This window comes from Nocardioides sp. CCNWLW239, from assembly GCF_037137035.1.
Classification (GTDB): Bacteria; Actinomycetota; Actinomycetes; order Propionibacteriales; family Nocardioidaceae; genus Nocardioides.
In genome coordinates this window covers 412,279-431,252 of record NZ_JBBBNW010000001.1, presented here as the reverse complement: position 1 = coordinate 431,252, position 18,974 = coordinate 412,279, and the positions used below count along the sequence as shown (strand labels likewise).

The following is an 18,974-nucleotide window of genomic DNA, read 5'->3' as shown; positions in this document are numbered from 1 at the left end:
GGACCAGCCTACGGCCGCGCCGGGCGCACGCTCCGCACACGGGAGAGGGCGAAGGAGCGTACGTCGTCCTCGACCCGTGCCGCGAGAGAGCCGCCGTCGAGCCCCAGCGGCTCGACCCGCGCCTCGCCGGGTACCCCACGGGCGTCGACGTAGGAGATCACCACCTGCTCCTTGGCGTCGATGGCCTCGTGGAGGATCGCCATCGTCGAGGCAGGGTCCGGCGGCGCCGGGCGCGAGGGCGCGCTCTCGTCACCTGCCTTGATCCTGGTCGCCACCGCGGTCGCGCGGGCCGCGAGGTGGGCCTCCTGGGCGCCTGCCGGACGCTGCGCGTTGCGAGCCTTGGCACGCTTGGCGTCCGGCCGGGCCACGTGGACCGACCCGTCGGGCGCCTCGACGACCGGCGCCAGGCCGAGCTCGCGCAGGCGGGGGAGGAGCGAGTCGAGCGCGACGGTGCTGATGACCACCGTCGGGGCGAGCCGGCGCAGCCCCAGGGACTCGGCCGCCGGGTGGGCCAGCAGCTCGGCCAGCGCGGCCTCGTCGTCGCTGCGCAGATACGCGGCAGCGAACCCGACCCGGACGGTCCCGAAGGTGCGCGCGGTGTCGTCGACCAGGTAGGTCAGGGCCTGCGGTACGGGCGTGCGGGAGGCGGCGGCGAGGAAGGCGTGGATCTCGGTGGCGGTCCAGCCGCGGTCCATCGCCCGGCGCACGGATTCCTTCGTGAACCGGTAGACCGTCGCCCCGCCGTGCGACTCCACCGTCGCCACCACGGCCAGGGTGCGCGCCAGCGCGGGCTCCAGCGGCCCCGGCGCGACCGCTGTCAGGTCACCCTGGAGCAGCACATGGTCGACCGGCTCCGGCAGCAGCCCGGCGAGGGTCGGGACAGGGTCGTCGCCGGCCACGAGCTCCCGACCGTACGCAGACAGCCCCCCGAACGCCGCCAGCCCGAGCACCTCCGCCTCGGTGAGCGTCCAGTCCACCAGCGACTCGCGGGACTCGGTGCGGGTGCGCGGTCGCCGAGGCCGCTCCCAGGCGAGGCGCGCGACGACGGCCGCAGGCCCGGTCCCGGCGGCCAGCACCTCGTCGGCCGGGAGCTCAGCAAGGAGGCGCAGGGTCAGCCGTCGCATCTCCACGGCCGAAGCCCCGGCCATGTCCGGTGCCAGCGCGTTCCAGGTCTTTCCCGCCGGATCGCGCTGGCCCACGAGCCCGGGAAGTCGCGGGGAGCCCAGCCAGTGGCCGGCCACGTGCGCCCAGCGGGCGGCCAGGGGCTGTGGGAGCCACTGGTCGAAGAGCTCGGTCGGCATCCAGGACGGATCCCCCTCCTCGTCGGTGCCGAGCGCGAGCAGTCCCGCGGCCCAGGCGACCTCGATCAGCAGGGCCGCGGTGGCCTCGGTGACGTGGAGCCGCTCGGCGGTGGCCTTCAGGTCACGCACGGTCAACCCGGCTCCGCCGCGCAGTGACCGGGGCGGCGCGACGCCCCAGGCGTCGAGGAGCAGTTCGAGGTTGCGTACGAGCTCGAAGGCGGCGCCCGCGGCAGCCCGGTCGACGAGCTCGGACGACCGCGGCGAGGTCGGCACCGATGGTGGGACGTCCGCGGGAGCCGACGTCGTCCGTCCGCCTCGCAGCGCGAGCCCGACCTGGCCGGGCAGGGTCAGCATCCCGTCGCTCGAGGAGACCAGCAGCCCGTGCGCGATCAGCTCCTCGGCTGGTCCGGCGGCCTCCGCCACCGACACGCGCGGGCGCGCGCGGGAGGACGACGCCTGCCCGCCGCCGGCGTCGACGGCCTCCAGCATCGTGCGTGCCTCGGCGGAGACGGCTGCCAGGCGGCGTGCGACTTCTCCCTGGTCATCCCCGAGATCGTCGGCGAACGGCTGGAGCCCGGAGACGCCCGGGGAACCCCGGAGCAAGGCCGAGACGCCGGTGACGGCGCGCAGGCCGTCGACGGAGTGCCAGACCAGGCAGGTGTCCTCCAGATGAGAAAGTGCCCGTGTCGCGGCGCCCACTTCCGCGTTCACCATGGAAGATAAGTGGGCTTTGGTGGTTTGATTCGCGAGGACAACGGCATCAAGCACGATCAGCTCGAGATGGTTAAGGTCATCCAGCGTGTGGTGCAAGGATGTGCGAGTGGCTGCTCGGGCGGCGAGTTGGCCGGAGTCATGAGGGGACGGCGTGGCGAGATCAGGACGAGCAAGAAGCAGGCGTGAGATGCGCTCTGTGGGCCAAGAGCGCAACTGGTCTGCGAGAGAGCGGAAGCCTGTGTCCATCGGCATCACGCTATCCCGGCAGGCCTAGGGGGCGAGATGTCCAGGAAAGTAGTGATCGCGCACGGGGCCGCGACCGATGTCGGCCAGGTGCGGAAGGTCAACGAGGACTCCCACGTGGCAGAGCCTCCGGTCTTCGTCGTCGCCGACGGTATGGGTGGCCATGACGGCGGTGACATCGCCAGCGAGATGGTGATCCAGGAGTTCGCCAAGCTCGGCGGCACCCATTACGTCTCCGAGACCGGCAGCCAGGCGATGGTCGAGGCGCTCCAGGCGGCGCAGGACCGGATCGTGGCCTTCGCGCTCGAGCAGCGCTCGCGCGGAGCCTCCGACTACCAGTCCGGCACCACCTGCGCCGCTGCCCTGGTCGCCGATGGCGGCAGCAGCCCGCTGTGGATCCTGCTCAACGTCGGCGACTCGCGTATCTACCGTTACTTCGACGGTACGTTGAGCCAGCTCAGCCGCGACCACAGCCTGGTCCAGGAGCTCGTCGACTCCGGGCAGATCACGCCCGAGCAGGCCGAGCACCACCCGGAGCGCAACGTCGTGACCAGGGCCCTCGGCGGCATGGCCCCGGCCGTCCCCGACATCTTCCAGGTGACGCTGCCCGTAGGCGCCCGGCTGATGCTGTGCTCGGACGGCGTGAGCGGGATGATCTCGGATGCCGAGATCGCCGACATCCTCGCGGCGGAGGACACCGACGCCCGCGACACCGCCGAGAAGCTCGTCGCCGCTGCGGTCGAGGCAGGTGGCCGGGACAACGCCACAGCGATCGTGGTCGATGTGATGGGATTGACCGAGGAGAACCCGTATGACTCGGAGCAACAAAGGGTGAGTATGGAGCAGAAGCTAGGAGTGCTGCCATGAGTGAGCAGTCAGCAACCATCGCAAGCACGTCCTACATGCCGGGCACGTGGTTCGGCATCATCGGTGAGAGCGCCACGGTGCTGCTCCCGCCCTCGGAGAAGAGTCGGGCGGGGGCGTTGTGGGCTCTCGTCGACGACGGTGCCGGGTTCGACGAGGTGCTCGACGCGCTTGTCGCGACCGGGCTGAGCTCGTTGCCGGGCTTCGTCCTCATCTCCGGTGACGTGAGGCCTGAGGGCGGGAGCGTACGCACGGTCGTGCGCGGTCCGTCGGTGGTCTCCTTCGAGGCCAGCGAGGGCACTGTCGAGGTCGACGGCTCGTCGTCGAAGACCTGGGTGGAGCGCACCCTGGACGGTGTCACGCGGATGTCCGTCTCGCTCGGCGAGGAGGGCGCCACCGGTGAGCCGATGACGGCGCTCGGTGGCCTGCTTCGGGTCTCGGGTCTCGAGGTTCCGCCGCCGGTCCCGGAGTCCATCCACGACGACTCGCCGGAGAGCCGCGCCGGTTTCGTCGGCGCCCCGGTGGCGGTCGAGGAGGGCCCCGAGGACGGCATCGAGGATGGCATCGAGGAGGAGTCGGCGCCGGTCGACCCGCTCACCGACCCGCTGCCCGACGAGAGCTATGCCGACGCCGAGGCCGACGCGGAGCAGGGCCGCGACGAGGACGAGCCGGTGGCGGCTCCGCCCTCGCTCTCGGTCGTGCCGCCGATCCCGGTCTCCGGGGACCTCCCGGGTCTTGGCAGCGACACCGACGTCGAGCCGGACGCCGACTTCGGGCCGGAGCCCGACTCCGACGCCGACTCGGACGAGCCCATCTCGGTCAACCGTGGCGACGAGTCCGGCTCCGCGCCGGCGCCGCGTCACGACGACCTGACCGAGCCGACCGAGGCGTTCGAGATGCCGGCGGCCTCGCAGGACGCCGACGAGGATCTCTCCGAGCCCGTCTCCAGCGGTTACGAGGACGACTACGCCAGCGACGAGCACGCCGCTGCCGTGGCATCGTCCTTCGGGCCCTCCGCGGTGTCCCCGGAGCCCGTGACCGACTCGGAGGTCGGGTCCGACGCCGAGACCGAGGTCCTCCCGGCTGTCGACGAGCAGTCCTACGACGAGCCAGAGTCCTACGACGAGCCCGAGTCTGCTTCGGCGCCTTCCTTCGGTCCGCCGTCGGTGCCGCCTCCGCCGCCGCTGACGACGCCCCCGCCTCCGCCGGTCGACGCGCCGCCCGCTCCTCCCTTCGAGGACGCGCCGGCCGACGGCCTGATCGACTCCGCGCCGATCGAGGCACCGCCCGCGGACGGCCCGCCGGTCGACGCGCAGGCGACCGAGATCCCACCGGCACCGCCCGCCCCTCCGGCGTTCCCGGCACCGCCCGCCCCGCCCGCGCCGCCGGCTCCGCCGGTGGCACCGGCCCCCGAGTTCCACGACGAGCCGGTCTGGGAGGAGCCCAACCCCGATGAGGACGACCACGACGGTCTGACCCGCATCGGCGTGGGCGAGGACCTCAACGCAGGTCTCGCCGGGATCCCCGGTCAGCCCGAGGCCCCGAAGGTGACCGCCTACCCGGTCGCGCGCCTGGAGTTCTCCAGCGGCGACCGTGTCGAGGTGGACCGTGTGGTCCTGGTCGGCCGTGCCCCCGAGGCGAGCCGGTTCACGCCCACCGAGCAGCCGATGCTCGTGACGGTGCCGAGCCCGCATCAGGAGATCTCCTCGACCCACTGTGAGATCCGTCCCGGTGCCGGGGTCGACCACGGCGCCGCGGTGGTCACCGACCTCGGCTCGACCAACGGCACCGTGCTGGTCCAGCCCGGGCTCGGCCCGGAGGACCTGCGCCCCGGCGTACCCGTCCAGCTGATGCCCGGCGCCGTCATCGACCTCGGTGACAGCCTCACGATCCGGGTGACCAACCCGTGAACCAGCGGCTCTCGCTCATGCCGTCGTGTCCGTATTCTTTGTTCTCCACTACGGAGGCGACGGCATGAGCGTGGCCGGCTTCCAGGCCCCGTCGGTCGAGGCGGCCATCGCGGAACCGGATCGGCGATTCTACGCCTTCGCCATCGACCGGGTGATCGCGTGGGCGATCTTCGCTGCCGCGGGGTTCGTCGCCTGGCTGCTCTTCTTCCGCAACGGCGAACCGCTGCTCGGCGTCGCTCTGATCGCCGGCGTGGTGCTCGTGGTCTGGCTGGTCGGCACCATACTCACCGGCTCCGGGGGCAAGACTCCGGGAAAGATGGCTCTCGGGCTCCGCGTGGTCAGCGATGACTCGGGCGCCGCCGGTCGCCCGATCGGCGTCGGCAAGGCATTCGTACGCCAGGCCCTGCTCGGCCTCTGCACCATCCCGACCCTCGGCATCGGCACCGCCACCTTCGCCTGGGTCGCCGCCATGGACGACCGTGGCCGTCGTCAGGGGTGGCATGACCGCCGTGCGGGCTCGGTCGTGGTCGACGTACGTCCTCCGCCTGTCGTCGAGGCCGAGGAAGAGGCCCCGGCGCCGCGACGCATCGTCAACCTGACGACCATGCGTCTGAAGCAGGCCGAGGCGACCCCGGACCGGGCCGAGCGACCGCAGACTCCGGCTGCCCCGACCCAGAGCGCTGCAGCCCAGGCCGAGGCTCAGGCGGCCCAGACCCAGGTCCCGTCGCCCATCGCCCGGCAGACGCCGCCTGCTCCCGTCCCGCCGGCCCCGGCACCGCCGACGCCCGCCCCGCCGGCTCCCGTCGCGCCGACACCCACCCCGCCCGCGCCGTCCGTACCGGTGGCAGTGCAGCCGTCCCCGCCGGCGCCGCCGGCACCGGCTCCGCAGCCTGTGGTGACGGCCCGCTGGCGGGTCACCTTCGACACCGGCCAGAGCTTCGTGGTCGAGGGTCTCGCCATCGTCGGTCGTGGCCCCGAGCCGCGTCCGGGCGAGGAGGTCGCCCACCGGGTCGCGCTCTCCTCGAGCGACATGTCCCTGTCGAAGACCCACGCTCAGTTCCAGGTCGCCGCCGACGGCACCCTTGTGGTCATGGACCGCGGCTCCACCAACGGCACCACGCTGATCCGCAAGGGTGCCGCTCGCGCCCTTGGTGCCCGCCGCCCGGCCGCGCTCGTCCACGGTGACAAGGTCAAGTTCGGCGACCGCACCATGGACGTGGTCCGCGAAGCCTGACCCCAGCCGAGGCGTCGGCTACGTCGGCCGAGACGTCACCCAGGTGACGTCTCGGCCGACGCGCGTGACGCCTCGGCAGGAGGGGGCTCAGTCGACGGAGTCGAAGACTTCGGGTCGGTGCTCGACCCCGAAGCGGTCGGTGGGCCAGAAGACGACGGCGACGCGGCCGACGACGTCGGAGACGGGTACGTAGGCGTTCGAGCACGCCGCGTCGCCCGACTCCTGGCGTTCGGGGCTGCACAGGTGGAAGGACGAGTCGGCGGAGTTGGCGCGGTTGTCGCCCATCACGAAGAGCCGGCCCTCGGGGACGACGGCCTTCCAGCCACGGCAGCCGCCCTTGACGTACGCGCCGTTGTCCTGGGCCATCGGGCCGTCACAGGTATCGGCAGGGGCGATGAACGAAGACTCGTCCACAGGCGTTCCATTGATCACGATGCGACCTGAGTCGCAGCATTCCACGGTGTCGCCGGCGACTCCGATCACCCGCTTCACCAGGTGGTCGCCGGTCGGGTAGAGACCGATCTTGGCGAGCACGGCCCTGAAGCCGGTCGGTGGGGGAGCGACCTGGTTGGCCGAGAGCCAGCCGCCGGGATCGGTGAAGACGACCACGTCGCCGCGCTCGGGCGTGCCGCCCATCCAGTAGGACGGCTTCTCGACGAGCACCCGGTCGTTGACCTCGAGCCCGGGCTCCATCGACTCCGAGGGGATGTAGAACGCCTGGGCGAGGAACGTTTTGATGACGACGGCGAGCAGGATCGCGGTCACCGCGATGATCAGGATCTCGACGAGCGACCCCAGGAATCCCTTCGACCGTGGGCCCGACTTCGCCGACGCGTCCAACTCTGCCCCCATGCGCAGACCCTATCCAGAGGATGGTCCCGGACCCGGGCGCTATCCAGAATTCACGGGTGCGTGCCGCGGCCTCTGTCCTATGGTCTCACTCATCCGAACCCGAGAGGGCGTCATGACCAACACCCTGCCACCCCCGACCCACGAGCGGGCCGAGAAGGGCACGTGGGCGATCTGGTCCGTCCTCGTGCTGATCGTGATCGTCACCGTCGCGGCGGGAGCCCTCGGTTATCTGGGGGTCTCGCGCGCGACCAGCCACGACGGACCCGGCGAGCGGACCGAGGCGCTCGCTGAGGCACTCCCGGAGACCTTCGACCTCGCGGTCGCCCTGTCCTTCGAACGTGATGCGATGGCGGCCGGTGCACCGCCCGTCGTGCTCCGGCCGTTGCGGCAGGCCACCGACGAGTCGGTGCAGGCGTGGCGCGATCGGGCGCTGGAGATCCACAGCAGCGACGACACGGAGCTCGACGAGACGCTCGCCCGGATCACCGATGGGCTCGATGACATCGACGGTCTGCGTACGCAGATGCAGAACGACCGCGCCGAAGGGACCGCGGGCTATACCGCCCTGAGCAACGACCTGTTCGGCCTCGCGGACGAGCTGCCGGCCTCGGGCGATGGCCGGGCCGCCGCTGAGATCGAAGCGATCGGCCACGTGCCTGCCGTGTGGGAGGCGCTCGGGAAGGAGCGCGCGACCATGATGGCCGTGCTCTCGGGTCCGCCCTCGCCTGGCAGGAAGCAGGCCGGCGAGCGCGAGATCGCGGCGCTCACCGAGGCCGACTCCGAGCTGCGGCGCTCGCTGGCGGCCTTCTACGAGGCGTCCTCGGACGATCGGCGCCGAGCGCTCGACGAGCTGACCGACGGCACGGCCGCGGAGGGCGCCACGGGTGTGCCTGCTCGCCAGGCCGTCAGCGAGGTCATCGCCGATGGCGCCACCCCGCTGACCCTGGACTCGTACCTCGCCTCCAGCACCGATTTCGTGCGCGGCCTCCAGGAGGTGCTCCTCGGCTCAGCCCAGGAGACCGCCGAGGGGGTGCGTGCCGATCGCGACGACGCCACACGCACCGCGCTCGTCGCGCTCGTTCTCACCGCCGCCGTCGTGACCGTCCTCGTCGTGGTCCTGATCGTGCTCGTGGTCCTGCTGGTGGTCCTGGCCTCCCGGCGCCGATCCGCGAACACGCCTGGATCCCACGGATAGGGTCGGAGCGTGTCCGACCTCGACCAACGGCTCCATGCTCTCGAAGCGGATCTACAGGCCCGGGGGAGCGTGCTGATCGCCTACTCGGGAGGAGCCGACAGCGCCTTCCTCCTGGCGGCCGCAACCAGGGCTCTGACCAGCGACGACGTCGTCGCTGCGACCGGCTACTCGGACAGTCTGCCGATCTCCGAGCGAGACCCGGCCGCGGAGTTCGCGAGGAGCCTCGGCGTACGCCTCGTCACTCCCCGGACCCACGAGATCGAGCGGGAGGGCTATCGGGCCAACGGCACCGACAGATGTTTCTTCTGCAAGGCGGAGCTGCTCGACACCCTGGTCCCGATCGCCCGCGACCTCGGCCTGGCCCACGTGGCCACCGGCACCAACGCCGACGACGCGATCGAGGGGATCAACGGTCTCCGGCCCGGGATCCGCGCGGCCGCCGAGCGCGGCGCGATCACCCCGCTCAAGGACGCCGGTCTGACCAAGGCGCAGATCCGCGAGGCCTCGCGCCGCTGGGGTCTGCCGACCTGGGACAAGCCGGCCGCTGCCTGCCTCTCCAGCCGGATCGCCTACGGCCTCGAGGTCACCCCGCACCGGCTGGCGCGCGTGGAGAGAGCAGAGCAGGACGTACGCAGCGTCCTGGCCTCCCACGGCCACGACACCGCCCGGGTGGATCTGCGCGTGCGCGACCACGGGGCGAAGGCCACGGTCGAGCTGTCGGCTACCCTCCTGCCTCTCGACCCCCACCATGCCGACGAGGTGCTCAAGACCGTGACCGACGCAGGATTCACCGCCGCGGAGATCGATCCTCGCGGCTTCCGCTCCGGATCGATGAACGAGCAGGCTTTCCGGTGAGCGAGTTCTGGGACACGATCACCGCGACCCAGACCGTCCCCGAAGCGCCCTGGCTGATCGGTGCCGGACTCGTCGCCCTGGCGCTCGTCGTGTGGCGCACGTCCTGGCGCACCGTACGCCTCGGGGTCACCGTCGTCCACGAGGCCGGCCACGCGGTCGTCGCGGTCCTGGTGGGGCGACGACTGTCCGGGATCAAGCTCCACTCCGACACCTCGGGCGTCACGCTCTCGCGCGGCAAGCCGACCGGCCCGGGGATGGTGGCGATGCTCGCCGCCGGCTATCTCGCGCCGGCGCTGCTCGGCCTGCTCAGTGCGACCATGCTCGCCGCCGGCCACGCCCTGGGGCTGCTGTGGCTCCTGGTGGCGGCGATGGTCGTGCTGCTGCTGTGGGTGCGCAACGGCTACGGCCTCGTCGTCGTGCTGGTGCTCGGCGCCGCGCTGGGTGCGATCAGCTGGTATGCCGACGGCCGCATCCAGACGATCGTCGCGACCCTGGTGACCTGGCTGCTCCTGCTCGCCTCGCCGCGACCGCTGCTGGAGCTCCTCGGCCGCGGCGAGCGGGGCCGGCGCGGCTCCGACCCCGACCAGCTCGCCGGTCTGACCGGCATCCCGTCGGTGCTCTGGATCCTGCTGCTGCTGGCCGTCAACATCGCCGGCCTCGTGGTCGGCGTACAGACCCTGATCCCCGACCTGAGCTGGATCTAGAGCTCGAACTCGTCGGCGATCTGACGGAGCGCGGGGGAGACCTTCTTGGCCAGCTCGCGCGTGGGCGGGCGCCCCTGGGCGTAGCCGTCACGGATGTCGTCGAGGAGCTTGATGACGTTCTCCACGATCAGCTCCATCTCCTCGGGCTTGCGGCGCTTGGCGGCACGCTGGCGCCCGGCGACGGACGGGGAGCGCTCCAGGATGGTCACCGAGAGCGCCTGCTCGCCGCGGCGGCCCTGGGCGATGCCGAACTCGACCCGGGTGCCGGCCTTCAAGGTCTTGGCAGCGCCCTCAGGGAGCGCGTCGGCGTGGACGTACACGTCCGGACCGTCGTCCTGTGACAGAAACCCGAAGCCCTTGGTGGCGTCGAACCACTTGACCTTGCCAGTAGGCACGGCAGCTTGCCCCTTCCTCGCGCATCAGCGCTTCCAACGTACGTCGCCCGGCGACTGTGACGGCCGACGCGGAAGAGCCTAGTCCTCGGCACCCACCGACGCGTCAGGTATGCCCCTTCCGGCCCTTCGCGGCCTATACTCCGCCTGCCCCTCCATAGATTTGCAAATGATTTCGTACACCATTGGTAATCGAGACCACTTATGACGTAGGTTTACGTCGCCAAAGACTGCAGACAGGTACGCCCGGGTGCCAGCAGACTTCGCGGCGGGGGACTGGGGTGTGCGCCACAGACGGCGCATACCTCTCGGGAATGATGTGACATGGCCACGAGAGGGAGTAATGGCCGAGCCATACGCAAGCACAGCCCACCGTCCGGAACGTAAGCCCTGGCAGGGAATTCGAGCGCGCCTCATCTTCGTGCTGCTCATCCCGACCATCGCGGCGATGGTGTTCGGCGGGTTGAGCATTTCGCGCGCCCTCTCGGCCCAGGCGGAAGCACGCCAGGCAGAGACCGTCGCCCAGGCACTGCCTGACACCTACTCGCTCGCGATCAACATCCTCTTCGAGCGGGACGGCGCCATCGGCGGCGTCCCCGACGTCGTGATGCGACCGCTGCAGCAGAAGACCGACGAGTCCATCGAGGCGTGGAGCGCCAAGGCGAAGGAGATCGACGCCGGCGACGACAAGGAGCTCGAGAACAGCATCGTCGAGATCCAGCAGGCGCTGAACGGCATCGACGACCTGCGCGCGCGGATCCAGGAGCCGGACACCCAGGTCGAGGCCCAGCTGGCCTACACCACCGTGATGAACAACCTGTTCGGCATCTCGGCTCAGATGCCGACGCTGGAGGACGACGAGGTCTTCTCGAAGATCTCCGCGATCAGCAACGTGCGGTCCGCGTCCGAGGCGATGGGCGTCGAGCGCGTCATCATGATGAAGGCGCTGAGCAAGAAGGCCGCTGCGGAGAAGCAAGGGGAGGTCAACCCCGACGTCCTCACCGACGCGGAGTTCGCCGAGCTCGCCCGTGCCGAGGCCAAGTGGCGCCTGTCCACCGCCGACTACTACGTGAAGACCTCCGACGAGATCCGCAAGGTCCTCGACGAGCTGACCGACGGGACCACCACCGAGGGCTCGATCGGGTCGCCGGCTCACCGGGTCGTCAACCAGGTGATCTCCAGCGGCAGCACGGACCGGATCAAGATGACCCCGGACGAATACACCGAGGCCAGCACCGAGTTCATCCGTGGCCTTCAGAAGCTGATCGTGCAGACCGCTGAGGAGATCAGCGACGACGTCGAGCAGATCAAGGACGACGCCAGCCGCGACGCCATCATCATCGGCCTCCTGGTCCTCGGCGTGCTGATCTTCGCCCTCGCCGTCGGTCTGGTCGCGGCCCGCTCGATCCTGTCGCCGCTGAGCCAGCTGCGTCGTCTGGCCTACAACCTGGCCAACCACGACCTGCCCGAGCGAGTGGCCTACATGAACCAGGCCGAAGGCCCGGTCGACACCCATGTCGAGCCCCTGGACATCGCGCGCCGAGACGAGATCGGTGACGTCGCGGACGCGTTCGACGCGGTCCACGCCGAGGCGGTCCGGCTGGCGGGTGAGCAGGCCGAGCTGCGTACGAACGTCGACAAGATGTTCATGAACCTCTCCCGCCGTTCGCAGAGCCTCGTCGAGCGTCAGCTGCAGCTCATCGACCAGCTCGAGGCCAACGAGCAGGACCCCGACGACCTCGCGAACCTGTTCCGTCTGGACCACCTCGCCACCCGGATGCGCCGCAACGACGAGTCTCTCCTGGTTCTCGCCGGTGGCGAGATCGGCCACGCGGCCCGTGGCCCGGTCCCGGTCCTCGACGTGCTCCGAGCGGCCGCCTCCGAGATCGAGCAGTTCGCGCGGGTCGACATCGACTCCGACGAGAACGCCGAGTTCGAGGGCGCGATCGCGGGTGACCTCGTGCACCTGCTCGCCGAGCTGATCGAGAACGCCACCAACTTCTCCCCGCCCGACACCGCGGTCACGATCCGCACCTTCCGCGCCGGCCCCGCCGCTCCGCTGCTGGTCGAGATCGAGGACCTGGGCATCGGCATGACGCCGGAGGAGCTCGACGCGGCCAACATGAAGCTGCGCCGTGCGACCGGCCTCGACGCCGACGTCGCCCGGATGATGGGTCTGGTCGTGGTCGCGCGCCTCGCGGCGCGTCACGGCCTCTACATCGAGCTCGTTCCCAACCGCCCCCGCGGTGTGGTCGCGCGCGTCGAGATGCCGGTCACCACGATCGTCGGTGCCCACGCCGAGGCCCCGGCCGAGCAGCAGCAGGGCTTCGACGCCTACGCCTTCCAGCAGGGCGGCTACGGCCAGCAGACCGGCGCCTACCCGGGCACCGGCGAGCTTCCCTACGAGATGCAGTACGGGATGCCCGCCTACGACGCCCAGCCCTACGCCGGTGGCAACCCCTACGACGTGCCCGTCGGTGCTCTGCCGGCTCCCGAGGCGCCCTCGGCCTCGGCCGCAGCGCCCCCGGCGCTCCCGAGCCGCACCCCCGGTGCCTCCAACCACCCCAACCTCTCCGGTGGTGGCTCGGCGTTCGCGAAGCAGGGTGCCAACGGCCAGTCCGGCCAGCACAACGGCTTCGGTCAGACCGGGACGCAGACCGGCCAGCAGCCTGCCTACGGCGGTGTCCCGCCGATGCCGGGCGACCCGGGCTTCGAGACGCAGTCCGCGCACACCGGCACCTTCCCTGCGCAGCCGCAGCAGTTCAGCGGCGGGCAGCCGCAGTACGGCGGGGACCCGTTCGGCGCCAACCAGCCGCCGGCCCCGCAGCAGAGCCCGAGCGGCCCGCAGCAGAACTTCCTGTCCAACATGCTCCCGGTCCGCAAGGCCGAGGACCTGGCTGCGCGCTTCCCCGACGGCCGTTTCGACCCGAGCACCGACGCGGGCGAGCTGCCGCGTCGCGACCCGGGCGGCCAGGGTGGCAGCCCGTTCGGCACGGACACCGGCACGTTCCGCACCTTCGAGCGCCCCAACGACCGCACCACGCCGCGTACGCCGCCGCCGGGCTTCGGCCCCGACGACGACCCGTTCGGCCCCGCCGGTGATGCGATCGCCCCGGGACCGATGGGCCCGATGGCTCCGGAGCCGACCAACTCGCCCAACCCGCTCGACTCGACCACCGAGGTTCCGATGGTCGACGACGAGGGCAGCTCGATCTTCGATGACCTGCAGTCCGAGTGGTTCACCCGTCGTCGCCCGCTCGGTGCGCGCCGGGCGATGGAGTCCAAGGGCGATCCTCTCAGCGACCCGCTCGCTGGTCCGGCCGCCAAGGCCGGGACGGGCGCCAAGGCTCCTGGCGGCGCTGCCGCTGCGGCCGGTGCCGCCGACGAGCCGGTCGCGCAGGACGACGAGCCGACCACCCCGGTCAGCTGGACCTCGCCTGGTGATGAGGGCTGGCGTCGGGCGCAGGAGCTGGAGCAGCTGCAGGAGCAGGAGCCGGCGACGGTCACCCAAGGTGGCCTCCCGGTGCGCGTCCCGGGACAGAACCTGATTCCAGGTGCTGCCCCGGCCGTCACCCCGCCGACATCAGCTCCGCGTAACATGGACGCGCGCCGCACTCGTGGCATGTCCAGCTTCCAGAAGGGCGTCAGCCGCGCCCGCAACAACCCCGCTGATGCGGAAAGCAACCCCGAAGGTGAGGAGCAGCAGTGACAACGGCCCCCGCAGGACTGGACTGGCTTGTCGACAGCCTGACCCAGCGCACCCCCGACATCGCTCACGCGATCCTGGTGTCGGCTGATGGCATGCCGATGGCCAGCTCCGTCGACTTCCCCCCGGACCGGGCCGACCAGCTCTCGGCGATCGCCTCCGGTCTCACCAGTCTTACCCAGGGAGCAGCTCGGTGCTTCGCCGCGGGTAATGTCCAGCAGATGGTCATCGAGATGGACGGTGGCTATCTGGTCCTCATGGCGGTTGGTGAGGGTTCCAGCCTTGCTGCCCTCGCCGCCCCCGACTGCGATCTGGGACAGGTTGGCTACCAGATGCAGCTGTTGATCTCGCGTGTTGCCACCGCCCTCACCCCCGACACCAGAACCGGCGCCTGATCAGTGCCCCGACCCTAGGACCGAGATCGTGAGCAACCACGCATCCGAACCGCCGCCGCTGGTCAGGCCGTACGCCCTGACCCGCGGCCGCACGCAACCCAAGCGCGTCTTCCCGATGGAAGCCCTGGTGATCACGGACCGCTACGTGATCGACGGCTACGTCCGGTCGCCCGAGGAGCGGACGATCGCCGAGCTCTGCCGCGAGAGCCGCTCCGTCGCTGAGGTCGCGGCGCTCATCCGGGTGCCCCTGGGTGTCGCCCGAGTCCTGATCGGTGACCTTGCGGAGCGCGGCGTGGTGCAGGTGCACGCCAGCAAGGTCCCGGACGCCCCGGACACCGCTCTCCTCGAGCGCGTGCTGTCCGGCCTGAGGAAGCTTTGACAGGAGTAATGCAGTGACCACCGACTCCAAGCAGGCGACGATGTCTGCGAAGATCGTCATCGCCGGCGGGTTCGGCGTTGGTAAGACGACCTTCGTGGGCTCCGTCTCGGAGATCGTCCCGCTGACGACCGAGGCCGTGATGACGCAGGCGACCGCCGGCGTCGACGACCTCTCCGCCGTGCCCAACAAGAAGACGACCACGGTCGCGATGGACTTCGGTCGAGTCTCCCTCGACTCCGACCTGATCCTCTACCTCTTCGGCACGCCCGGTCAGAACCGGTTCTGGTTCATGTGGGACGACCTCACCCAGGGTGCCATCGGCGCTGTGGTGCTCATCGACACCCGTCGTCTCGCCGACTCCTTCGGCGCGATCGACTACTTCGAGTCCCGCAACGTGCCCTTCGTCGTCGCCCACAACGTCTTCGGCGCCAACCAGGCCTACAAGCCGGAGCAGATCCGCGAGGCCCTGGCCCTGCGCCCGGACATCCCGATCGTCACCTGCGACGCCCGCGACCGCCAGTCGACCAAGGCGACGCTGATCTCGCTCGTCGAATACGTCCTCTCCATGGTCTCCACGCGCGCTCTTCAGTAGCCGAGCGCCAGCCGACACCCGCCGTAGCCCTGCTGCGGCGGGTGTCGTCGTCTCACCCCGTGCCGTGACTGTGCAGTAGAGGCGTACGTCTGGGAGGATCACGCGTTGTGCGGAAGTTCAGGTTGTGGTGGCGCAAGGTGACCCCGAAGTGGCACCTGAGACGCCTGTGGGCGAAGATGTGGACCGTGATCACGACCCCGTACGCCGATGCGACGGCCGTCGCTGCCGTCGACGAGGCCCGCGCCGCGCTCCTGTCCGATGTGCCAGCCGGTGACGTCGGAGAACACCTCGGCCACGTGGTCGAGAAGAGTGCCGGCCCAGGCGTCGTGACCCACCTGTTCGCCTGCAGCCGCAAGGGCTACGTCGGCTGGCACTGGTCGGTCACGGTCGTCTACGTCCCCGTCCTCGGCGACAAGGCCGAGCTGACCATCAACGAGGTCGTCCTCGTTCCCGGCGACGCCGCGATCGTCGCGCCGGCCTGGGTTCCCTACCGCGAGCGGATCAAGCCCGGCGATCTCTCGCCCGGTGACCTGCTTCCGGTCGAGGATGACGACGAACGGCTGGTCCCGACGTACGCCTTCGGTGACGACCCGCTCGACGCCGAAGACAAGGCGCAGGTGCGCGAGGTCGCCAAGGACCTCGGACTGGGCCGCATCCGGACGCTGTCCACCACCGGCTTCGACGCCGCCGCCGAGCGCTGGTACGCCGGTGACGGCGGCCCCGAGGCGCCGCTCGCGCAGGCCGCTCCCGACCAGTGCCACAGCTGTGGCTTCCTGGTCCGGCTGACCGGTCACCTCGCCTCGAGCTTCGGCGTCTGCGCCAACGGCGACGCCAACGACGACGGCAAGGTGGTCAGCCTCAACCACGGCTGCGGTGCGCACTCGGAGGTGCGGCTGGCGAAGAAGCACGAGCCTCAGCCGCTGCCGGACCCGGTCTTCGACACCATCAGCGACGACGTCGAGGCGTTCTAGCGAGGTCTGCTAGGCAAGGCCCTCGGCGCGCAGCCGGCGGGCCTTGCGGCGCCGGGTCAGCTCGATGCCGATCGCGCCGATGCCGAACGCGGCCAGGCAGGTCCAGATCCACCAGGTCCAGCCGCGGTCGTTGAGCAGGCCCCAGAAGGGGAGCAGGGCGACGAACCCGACCAGCCAGCCGAGCGTCGCGAGCTCGAAGGCGCGGATCCCGTCCTCGTCGACCAGCTCGATCTTCGGCTCCGGGCGTGCCTCGGGCTCCTCGATCGGCGGCTCCTCGTAGCCGTAACCCTCGGCATAGCCACCCTCCGGGGCGTAGGCCCCGTCCTGGGGGTAGGCGCCGTCCGCTGGGTAGTAGTCGCCGTCGTACCCGTCGTACTGCTGCTCCGGGTAGCCGCCGGAGTAGTCGTCCCGGTACTGGTCGCTCATGGCCCCCAATCTATCGGGGGCTAGTCTGGAGACGCTGAGCCCCTGCGTACGACTCGACGACCTGGAGGTCCTGATGGCTTCGCTCCGCTGCCCTTGCGGCACCAACTTCCGCACGGAGACCGACGACGAGCTGGTCGAGCAGGTGCAGGAGCACCTCGCCGAAGCTCACCCCGGTCGCACCTACAGCCGGGACGACATCCTCATGCTCGCCGCGATGTCCTGACCCTGTGACGGCGCCCTCACCAGGGCGCCGTCTCTTTTCCGGAATAGTTAGCGCCGGTAAGTAGTTATGCTTACCGACATGCCTACCGCACAGCCCGCCTCCGCGTCCGACGCGACCTCTGACATCCCGGAGGTCGCCTCGGTGCTTCGCACCTCCGTCATGCGGATGCGCCGCCGCCTGGCCAACGAGCGCCACCCCGACAACGACCTCTCGCTGGGGTCGATGGCGGTGCTCGGGGCCTTGTACGCGAACGACGAGATGACCCTCGGCGCCCTCGCCGGACGCGAACGCGTCCAGCCGCCGAGCATGACCAGGATGGTCAACTGCCTCGAGGAGGGCGGCTACGTCGTACGCCGTCAGGGCGAGTCCGACCGTCGCCAGGTGCTGATCTCGATCACCGACAAGGGCCGCCGGACCGTCCGCAAGGACCGGCTCAGCCGAGATGCCTGGCTCGCCCAGCAGCTCGTCGGTCTCGATGCCGACGAGCTCGCCGCCCTCCGTACCGCCGCTTCGATCATGGAGAGAATAGCCACCAGTTGAGTCCCACGTTCCGTTCCCTGCGCAGCCACAACTACCGCCTCTACCTCGCCGGCAGTGTCGTCTCCAACGTCGGCACCTGGATGCAACGCATCGCCCAGGACTGGCTCGTCCTGAGCCTGGGCGGCGGGGGAGCGGCGCTCGGTATCACCACCGGCCTCCAGTTCCTGCCGATCCTCCTGCTCAGTCCGTACGCCGGGGTCATCGCGGACCGCTTCCCGAAGCGTCGCCTCCTCCAGGCGGCCCAGGGGTGGATGGCGCTGATGGCGCTGCTCCTCGGTGTGCTCGCGGTGAGCGGCCACGCCGAGGTGTGGATGGTCTATGTGATCGCGTTCCTCTTCGGCATCGGTGCCGCCTTCGACGGACCCGGTCGGCAGTCGTTCGTCTCGGAGATGGTCGACCCCGACGACGTCACGAACGCCGTCGGACTCAACTCGGCATCGTTCAACCTCGCCCGCCTGGTGGGGCCGGCGCTGGCCGGGCTCCTCATCGGCTGGCTGGGGAGCGGACCCGAGGCGACAGGCTGGGTGATCCTCGTCAACGCGGTCTCCTACCTCGCGGTGATCGGGCAGCTGCAGCGGATGAACACGGCTGAGCTGCACTCGCCCGAACCCGTCGCCCGCCGGCGCGGCATGCTGCGTGAGGGCATCGGCTACATCCGTACGCAGCCCAAGATGCTGATGGTCCTCGTCATCGTCTTCTTCGTCGGGACGTTCGGCGCGAACTTCCCGATCACCTCGGCGCTGATGGCGACCGAGGAGTTCGGCAAGGGCGCCAGCGAATACGGTCTGCTCGGCACGGTCCTGGCCGTCGGCTCGCTCTCCGGCGCGCTGCTCGGCGCCCGCCGCACCCGGATCCCGCTCAAGCTGATCGTGACGGCCGCGACCGGGTTCGGGCTGTCCATCATCGTGTCCGGGTTGATGCCGACGTACGTCTTGTTCGCCCTGACCGGCCCGATCGTCGGCTTCTGCACCATCACGGTCCTCAACGCCTGCAACGCGACCATGCAGACCGAGGCGACGCCGGAGTTCCGTGGCCGGGTGATGGCGATCTACATGACCGTCCTGATGGGCGGCACCCCGCTGGGTGCCCCGCTGATCGGCTTCATCGGCGAGCACTTCGGTGCCCGCACGACGCTGTACGCCAGTGGTGCTCTGGTCCTGATCGGTACGCTTGCGGGGGTCCTGGTCCTGGCCGCGCTCCGAGGTGGTATCCGGGCCGTTTTGACCCCCTCTCAGGCCGCCGGGTAGCCTCTGAAGCGTGTCTGGGACAACCAGGCCGTCGCGCGTGCCCGGAACAAGCTCGAGAGAAAGGTCTCGGACCCGGGTTCGGCGCCCTCAGTACGGGGTTCGGTTCGCAAGATCCGCCCTCATGTGCGTTGAGGTAGGGGCGACACGCCCGACCTCGGGGGCGAGGCGGGACCAGTTGGTATCGCACCACCTGGACGCACAACATTGGATCCTCCGCGGCAGAGCGCCGCG

At 70.4% G+C, this 18,974-nt stretch carries 18 protein-coding genes; 14 read left to right on the top strand and 4 right to left on the bottom strand.

Annotated elements, in window-relative coordinates; translation table 11 throughout:
• Positions 1 to 8: 8 nt before the first annotated feature.
• On the bottom strand, positions 9 to 2,015 hold the full coding sequence (locus tag WBG06_RS02125) for a helicase-associated domain-containing protein (protein WP_336734666.1): 2,007 nt from the start codon (positions 2,013 to 2,015) through the stop codon (positions 9 to 11).
• Between the two features lie 282 nt (positions 2,016 to 2,297).
• Here WBG06_RS02125 and WBG06_RS02120 point away from each other — a divergent pair, with 282 nt between their 5' ends.
• From WBG06_RS02120 to WBG06_RS02110, 3 genes are all read left to right on the top strand, one after another.
• Positions 2,298 to 3,125 (top strand): PP2C family protein-serine/threonine phosphatase, encoded by an 828-nt coding sequence (locus tag WBG06_RS02120; protein WP_336734664.1) that lies wholly within the window; start codon positions 2,298 to 2,300, stop codon positions 3,123 to 3,125.
• The gene (locus WBG06_RS02115) at positions 3,122 to 5,032 is read left to right on the top strand and encodes an FHA domain-containing protein (RefSeq protein WP_336734662.1); all 1,911 of its coding nucleotides are present in this window, start codon (positions 3,122 to 3,124) and stop codon (positions 5,030 to 5,032) included. Before WBG06_RS02120 ends, WBG06_RS02115 begins: the two co-directional genes overlap by 4 nt.
• A gap of 64 nt (positions 5,033 to 5,096) precedes the next feature.
• Positions 5,097 to 6,266, top strand: a complete 1,170-nt coding sequence (locus tag WBG06_RS02110) for an RDD family protein (protein ID WP_336734660.1) — start codon at positions 5,097 to 5,099, stop codon at positions 6,264 to 6,266.
• An 87-nt stretch (positions 6,267 to 6,353) separates the two neighbouring features.
• Here WBG06_RS02110 and lepB read toward each other — a convergent pair whose 3' ends face one another.
• Complete coding sequence (gene lepB / locus WBG06_RS02105; protein ID WP_336734659.1) at positions 6,354 to 7,118, bottom strand: signal peptidase I; 765 nt, start codon at positions 7,116 to 7,118, stop codon at positions 6,354 to 6,356.
• Between the two features lie 112 nt (positions 7,119 to 7,230).
• Here lepB and WBG06_RS02100 point away from each other — a divergent pair, with 112 nt between their 5' ends.
• The 3 genes from WBG06_RS02100 to WBG06_RS02090 are packed head-to-tail and all read left to right on the top strand — an operon-like array spanning position 7,231 to position 9,872.
• On the top strand, positions 7,231 to 8,313 hold the full coding sequence (locus tag WBG06_RS02100; protein WP_336734657.1) for a nitrate- and nitrite sensing domain-containing protein: 1,083 nt from the start codon (positions 7,231 to 7,233) through the stop codon (positions 8,311 to 8,313).
• Between the two features lie 9 nt (positions 8,314 to 8,322).
• The gene (locus tag WBG06_RS02095; protein WP_336734655.1) at positions 8,323 to 9,168 is read left to right on the top strand and encodes an ExsB family transcriptional regulator; all 846 of its coding nucleotides are present in this window, start codon (positions 8,323 to 8,325) and stop codon (positions 9,166 to 9,168) included.
• Positions 9,165 to 9,872 carry a M50 family metallopeptidase gene (locus tag WBG06_RS02090; protein ID WP_336734653.1) on the top strand — a complete coding sequence of 236 codons (708 nt, stop codon included), beginning with the start codon at positions 9,165 to 9,167 and terminating at the stop codon, positions 9,870 to 9,872. The genes WBG06_RS02095 and WBG06_RS02090 overlap by 4 nt, the downstream gene beginning before the upstream one ends.
• Here the strand turns inward: WBG06_RS02090 and WBG06_RS02085 are convergent.
• A complete protein-coding gene (locus WBG06_RS02085; protein ID WP_160026974.1) occupies positions 9,869 to 10,267 on the bottom strand; it encodes a cold shock domain-containing protein in 399 nt (132 codons plus the stop codon). The two genes, WBG06_RS02090 and WBG06_RS02085, sit on opposite strands and share 4 nt — an antisense overlap.
• A gap of 418 nt (positions 10,268 to 10,685) precedes the next feature.
• On the opposite strand from WBG06_RS02085, the gene WBG06_RS02080 reads away from it, so the two are divergent.
• The 5 genes from WBG06_RS02080 to WBG06_RS02060 all read left to right on the top strand — a co-directional run bounded on the left by WBG06_RS02080 (position 10,686) and on the right by WBG06_RS02060 (position 16,307).
• The gene (locus WBG06_RS02080; protein ID WP_336734651.1) at positions 10,686 to 13,973 is read left to right on the top strand and encodes a sensor histidine kinase; all 3,288 of its coding nucleotides are present in this window, start codon (positions 10,686 to 10,688) and stop codon (positions 13,971 to 13,973) included.
• Positions 13,970 to 14,365 (top strand): roadblock/LC7 domain-containing protein, encoded by a 396-nt coding sequence (locus tag WBG06_RS02075; protein ID WP_008360946.1) that lies wholly within the window; start codon positions 13,970 to 13,972, stop codon positions 14,363 to 14,365. Before WBG06_RS02080 ends, WBG06_RS02075 begins: the two co-directional genes overlap by 4 nt.
• Positions 14,366 to 14,393: 28 nt before the next feature.
• Complete coding sequence (locus WBG06_RS02070) at positions 14,394 to 14,744, top strand: DUF742 domain-containing protein (RefSeq protein WP_008360948.1); 351 nt, start codon at positions 14,394 to 14,396, stop codon at positions 14,742 to 14,744.
• Positions 14,745 to 14,757: 13 nt separating this feature from the next.
• A complete protein-coding gene (locus tag WBG06_RS02065) occupies positions 14,758 to 15,336 on the top strand; it encodes a GTP-binding protein (protein WP_008360949.1) in 579 nt (192 codons plus the stop codon).
• Between the two features lie 107 nt (positions 15,337 to 15,443).
• Positions 15,444 to 16,307 (top strand): DUF3027 domain-containing protein, encoded by an 864-nt coding sequence (locus tag WBG06_RS02060; RefSeq protein ID WP_442945401.1) that lies wholly within the window; start codon positions 15,444 to 15,446, stop codon positions 16,305 to 16,307.
• Between the two features lie 9 nt (positions 16,308 to 16,316).
• On the opposite strand, the gene WBG06_RS02055 is transcribed toward WBG06_RS02060, so the two are convergent.
• Positions 16,317 to 16,733 carry a DUF2530 domain-containing protein gene (locus tag WBG06_RS02055; protein WP_336734647.1) on the bottom strand — a complete coding sequence of 139 codons (417 nt, stop codon included), beginning with the start codon at positions 16,731 to 16,733 and terminating at the stop codon, positions 16,317 to 16,319.
• A 73-nt stretch (positions 16,734 to 16,806) separates the two neighbouring features.
• On the opposite strand from WBG06_RS02055, the gene WBG06_RS02050 reads away from it, so the two are divergent.
• The 3 genes from WBG06_RS02050 (at position 16,807) to WBG06_RS02040 (ending at position 18,743) form a co-directional block, all read left to right on the top strand.
• Positions 16,807 to 16,956, top strand: coding sequence for a DUF1059 domain-containing protein (locus WBG06_RS02050; RefSeq protein ID WP_008360959.1), 150 nt, complete (start codon positions 16,807 to 16,809; stop codon positions 16,954 to 16,956).
• A 78-nt stretch (positions 16,957 to 17,034) separates the two neighbouring features.
• Positions 17,035 to 17,496: a MarR family winged helix-turn-helix transcriptional regulator gene (locus WBG06_RS02045; protein ID WP_336734645.1), complete on the top strand. Its 462-nt coding sequence runs from the start codon at positions 17,035 to 17,037 to the stop codon at positions 17,494 to 17,496.
• Positions 17,493 to 18,743, top strand: coding sequence for an MFS transporter (locus WBG06_RS02040; protein ID WP_336734643.1), 1,251 nt, complete (start codon positions 17,493 to 17,495; stop codon positions 18,741 to 18,743). Before WBG06_RS02045 ends, WBG06_RS02040 begins: the two co-directional genes overlap by 4 nt.
• Positions 18,744 to 18,974: the final 231 nt, after the last annotated feature.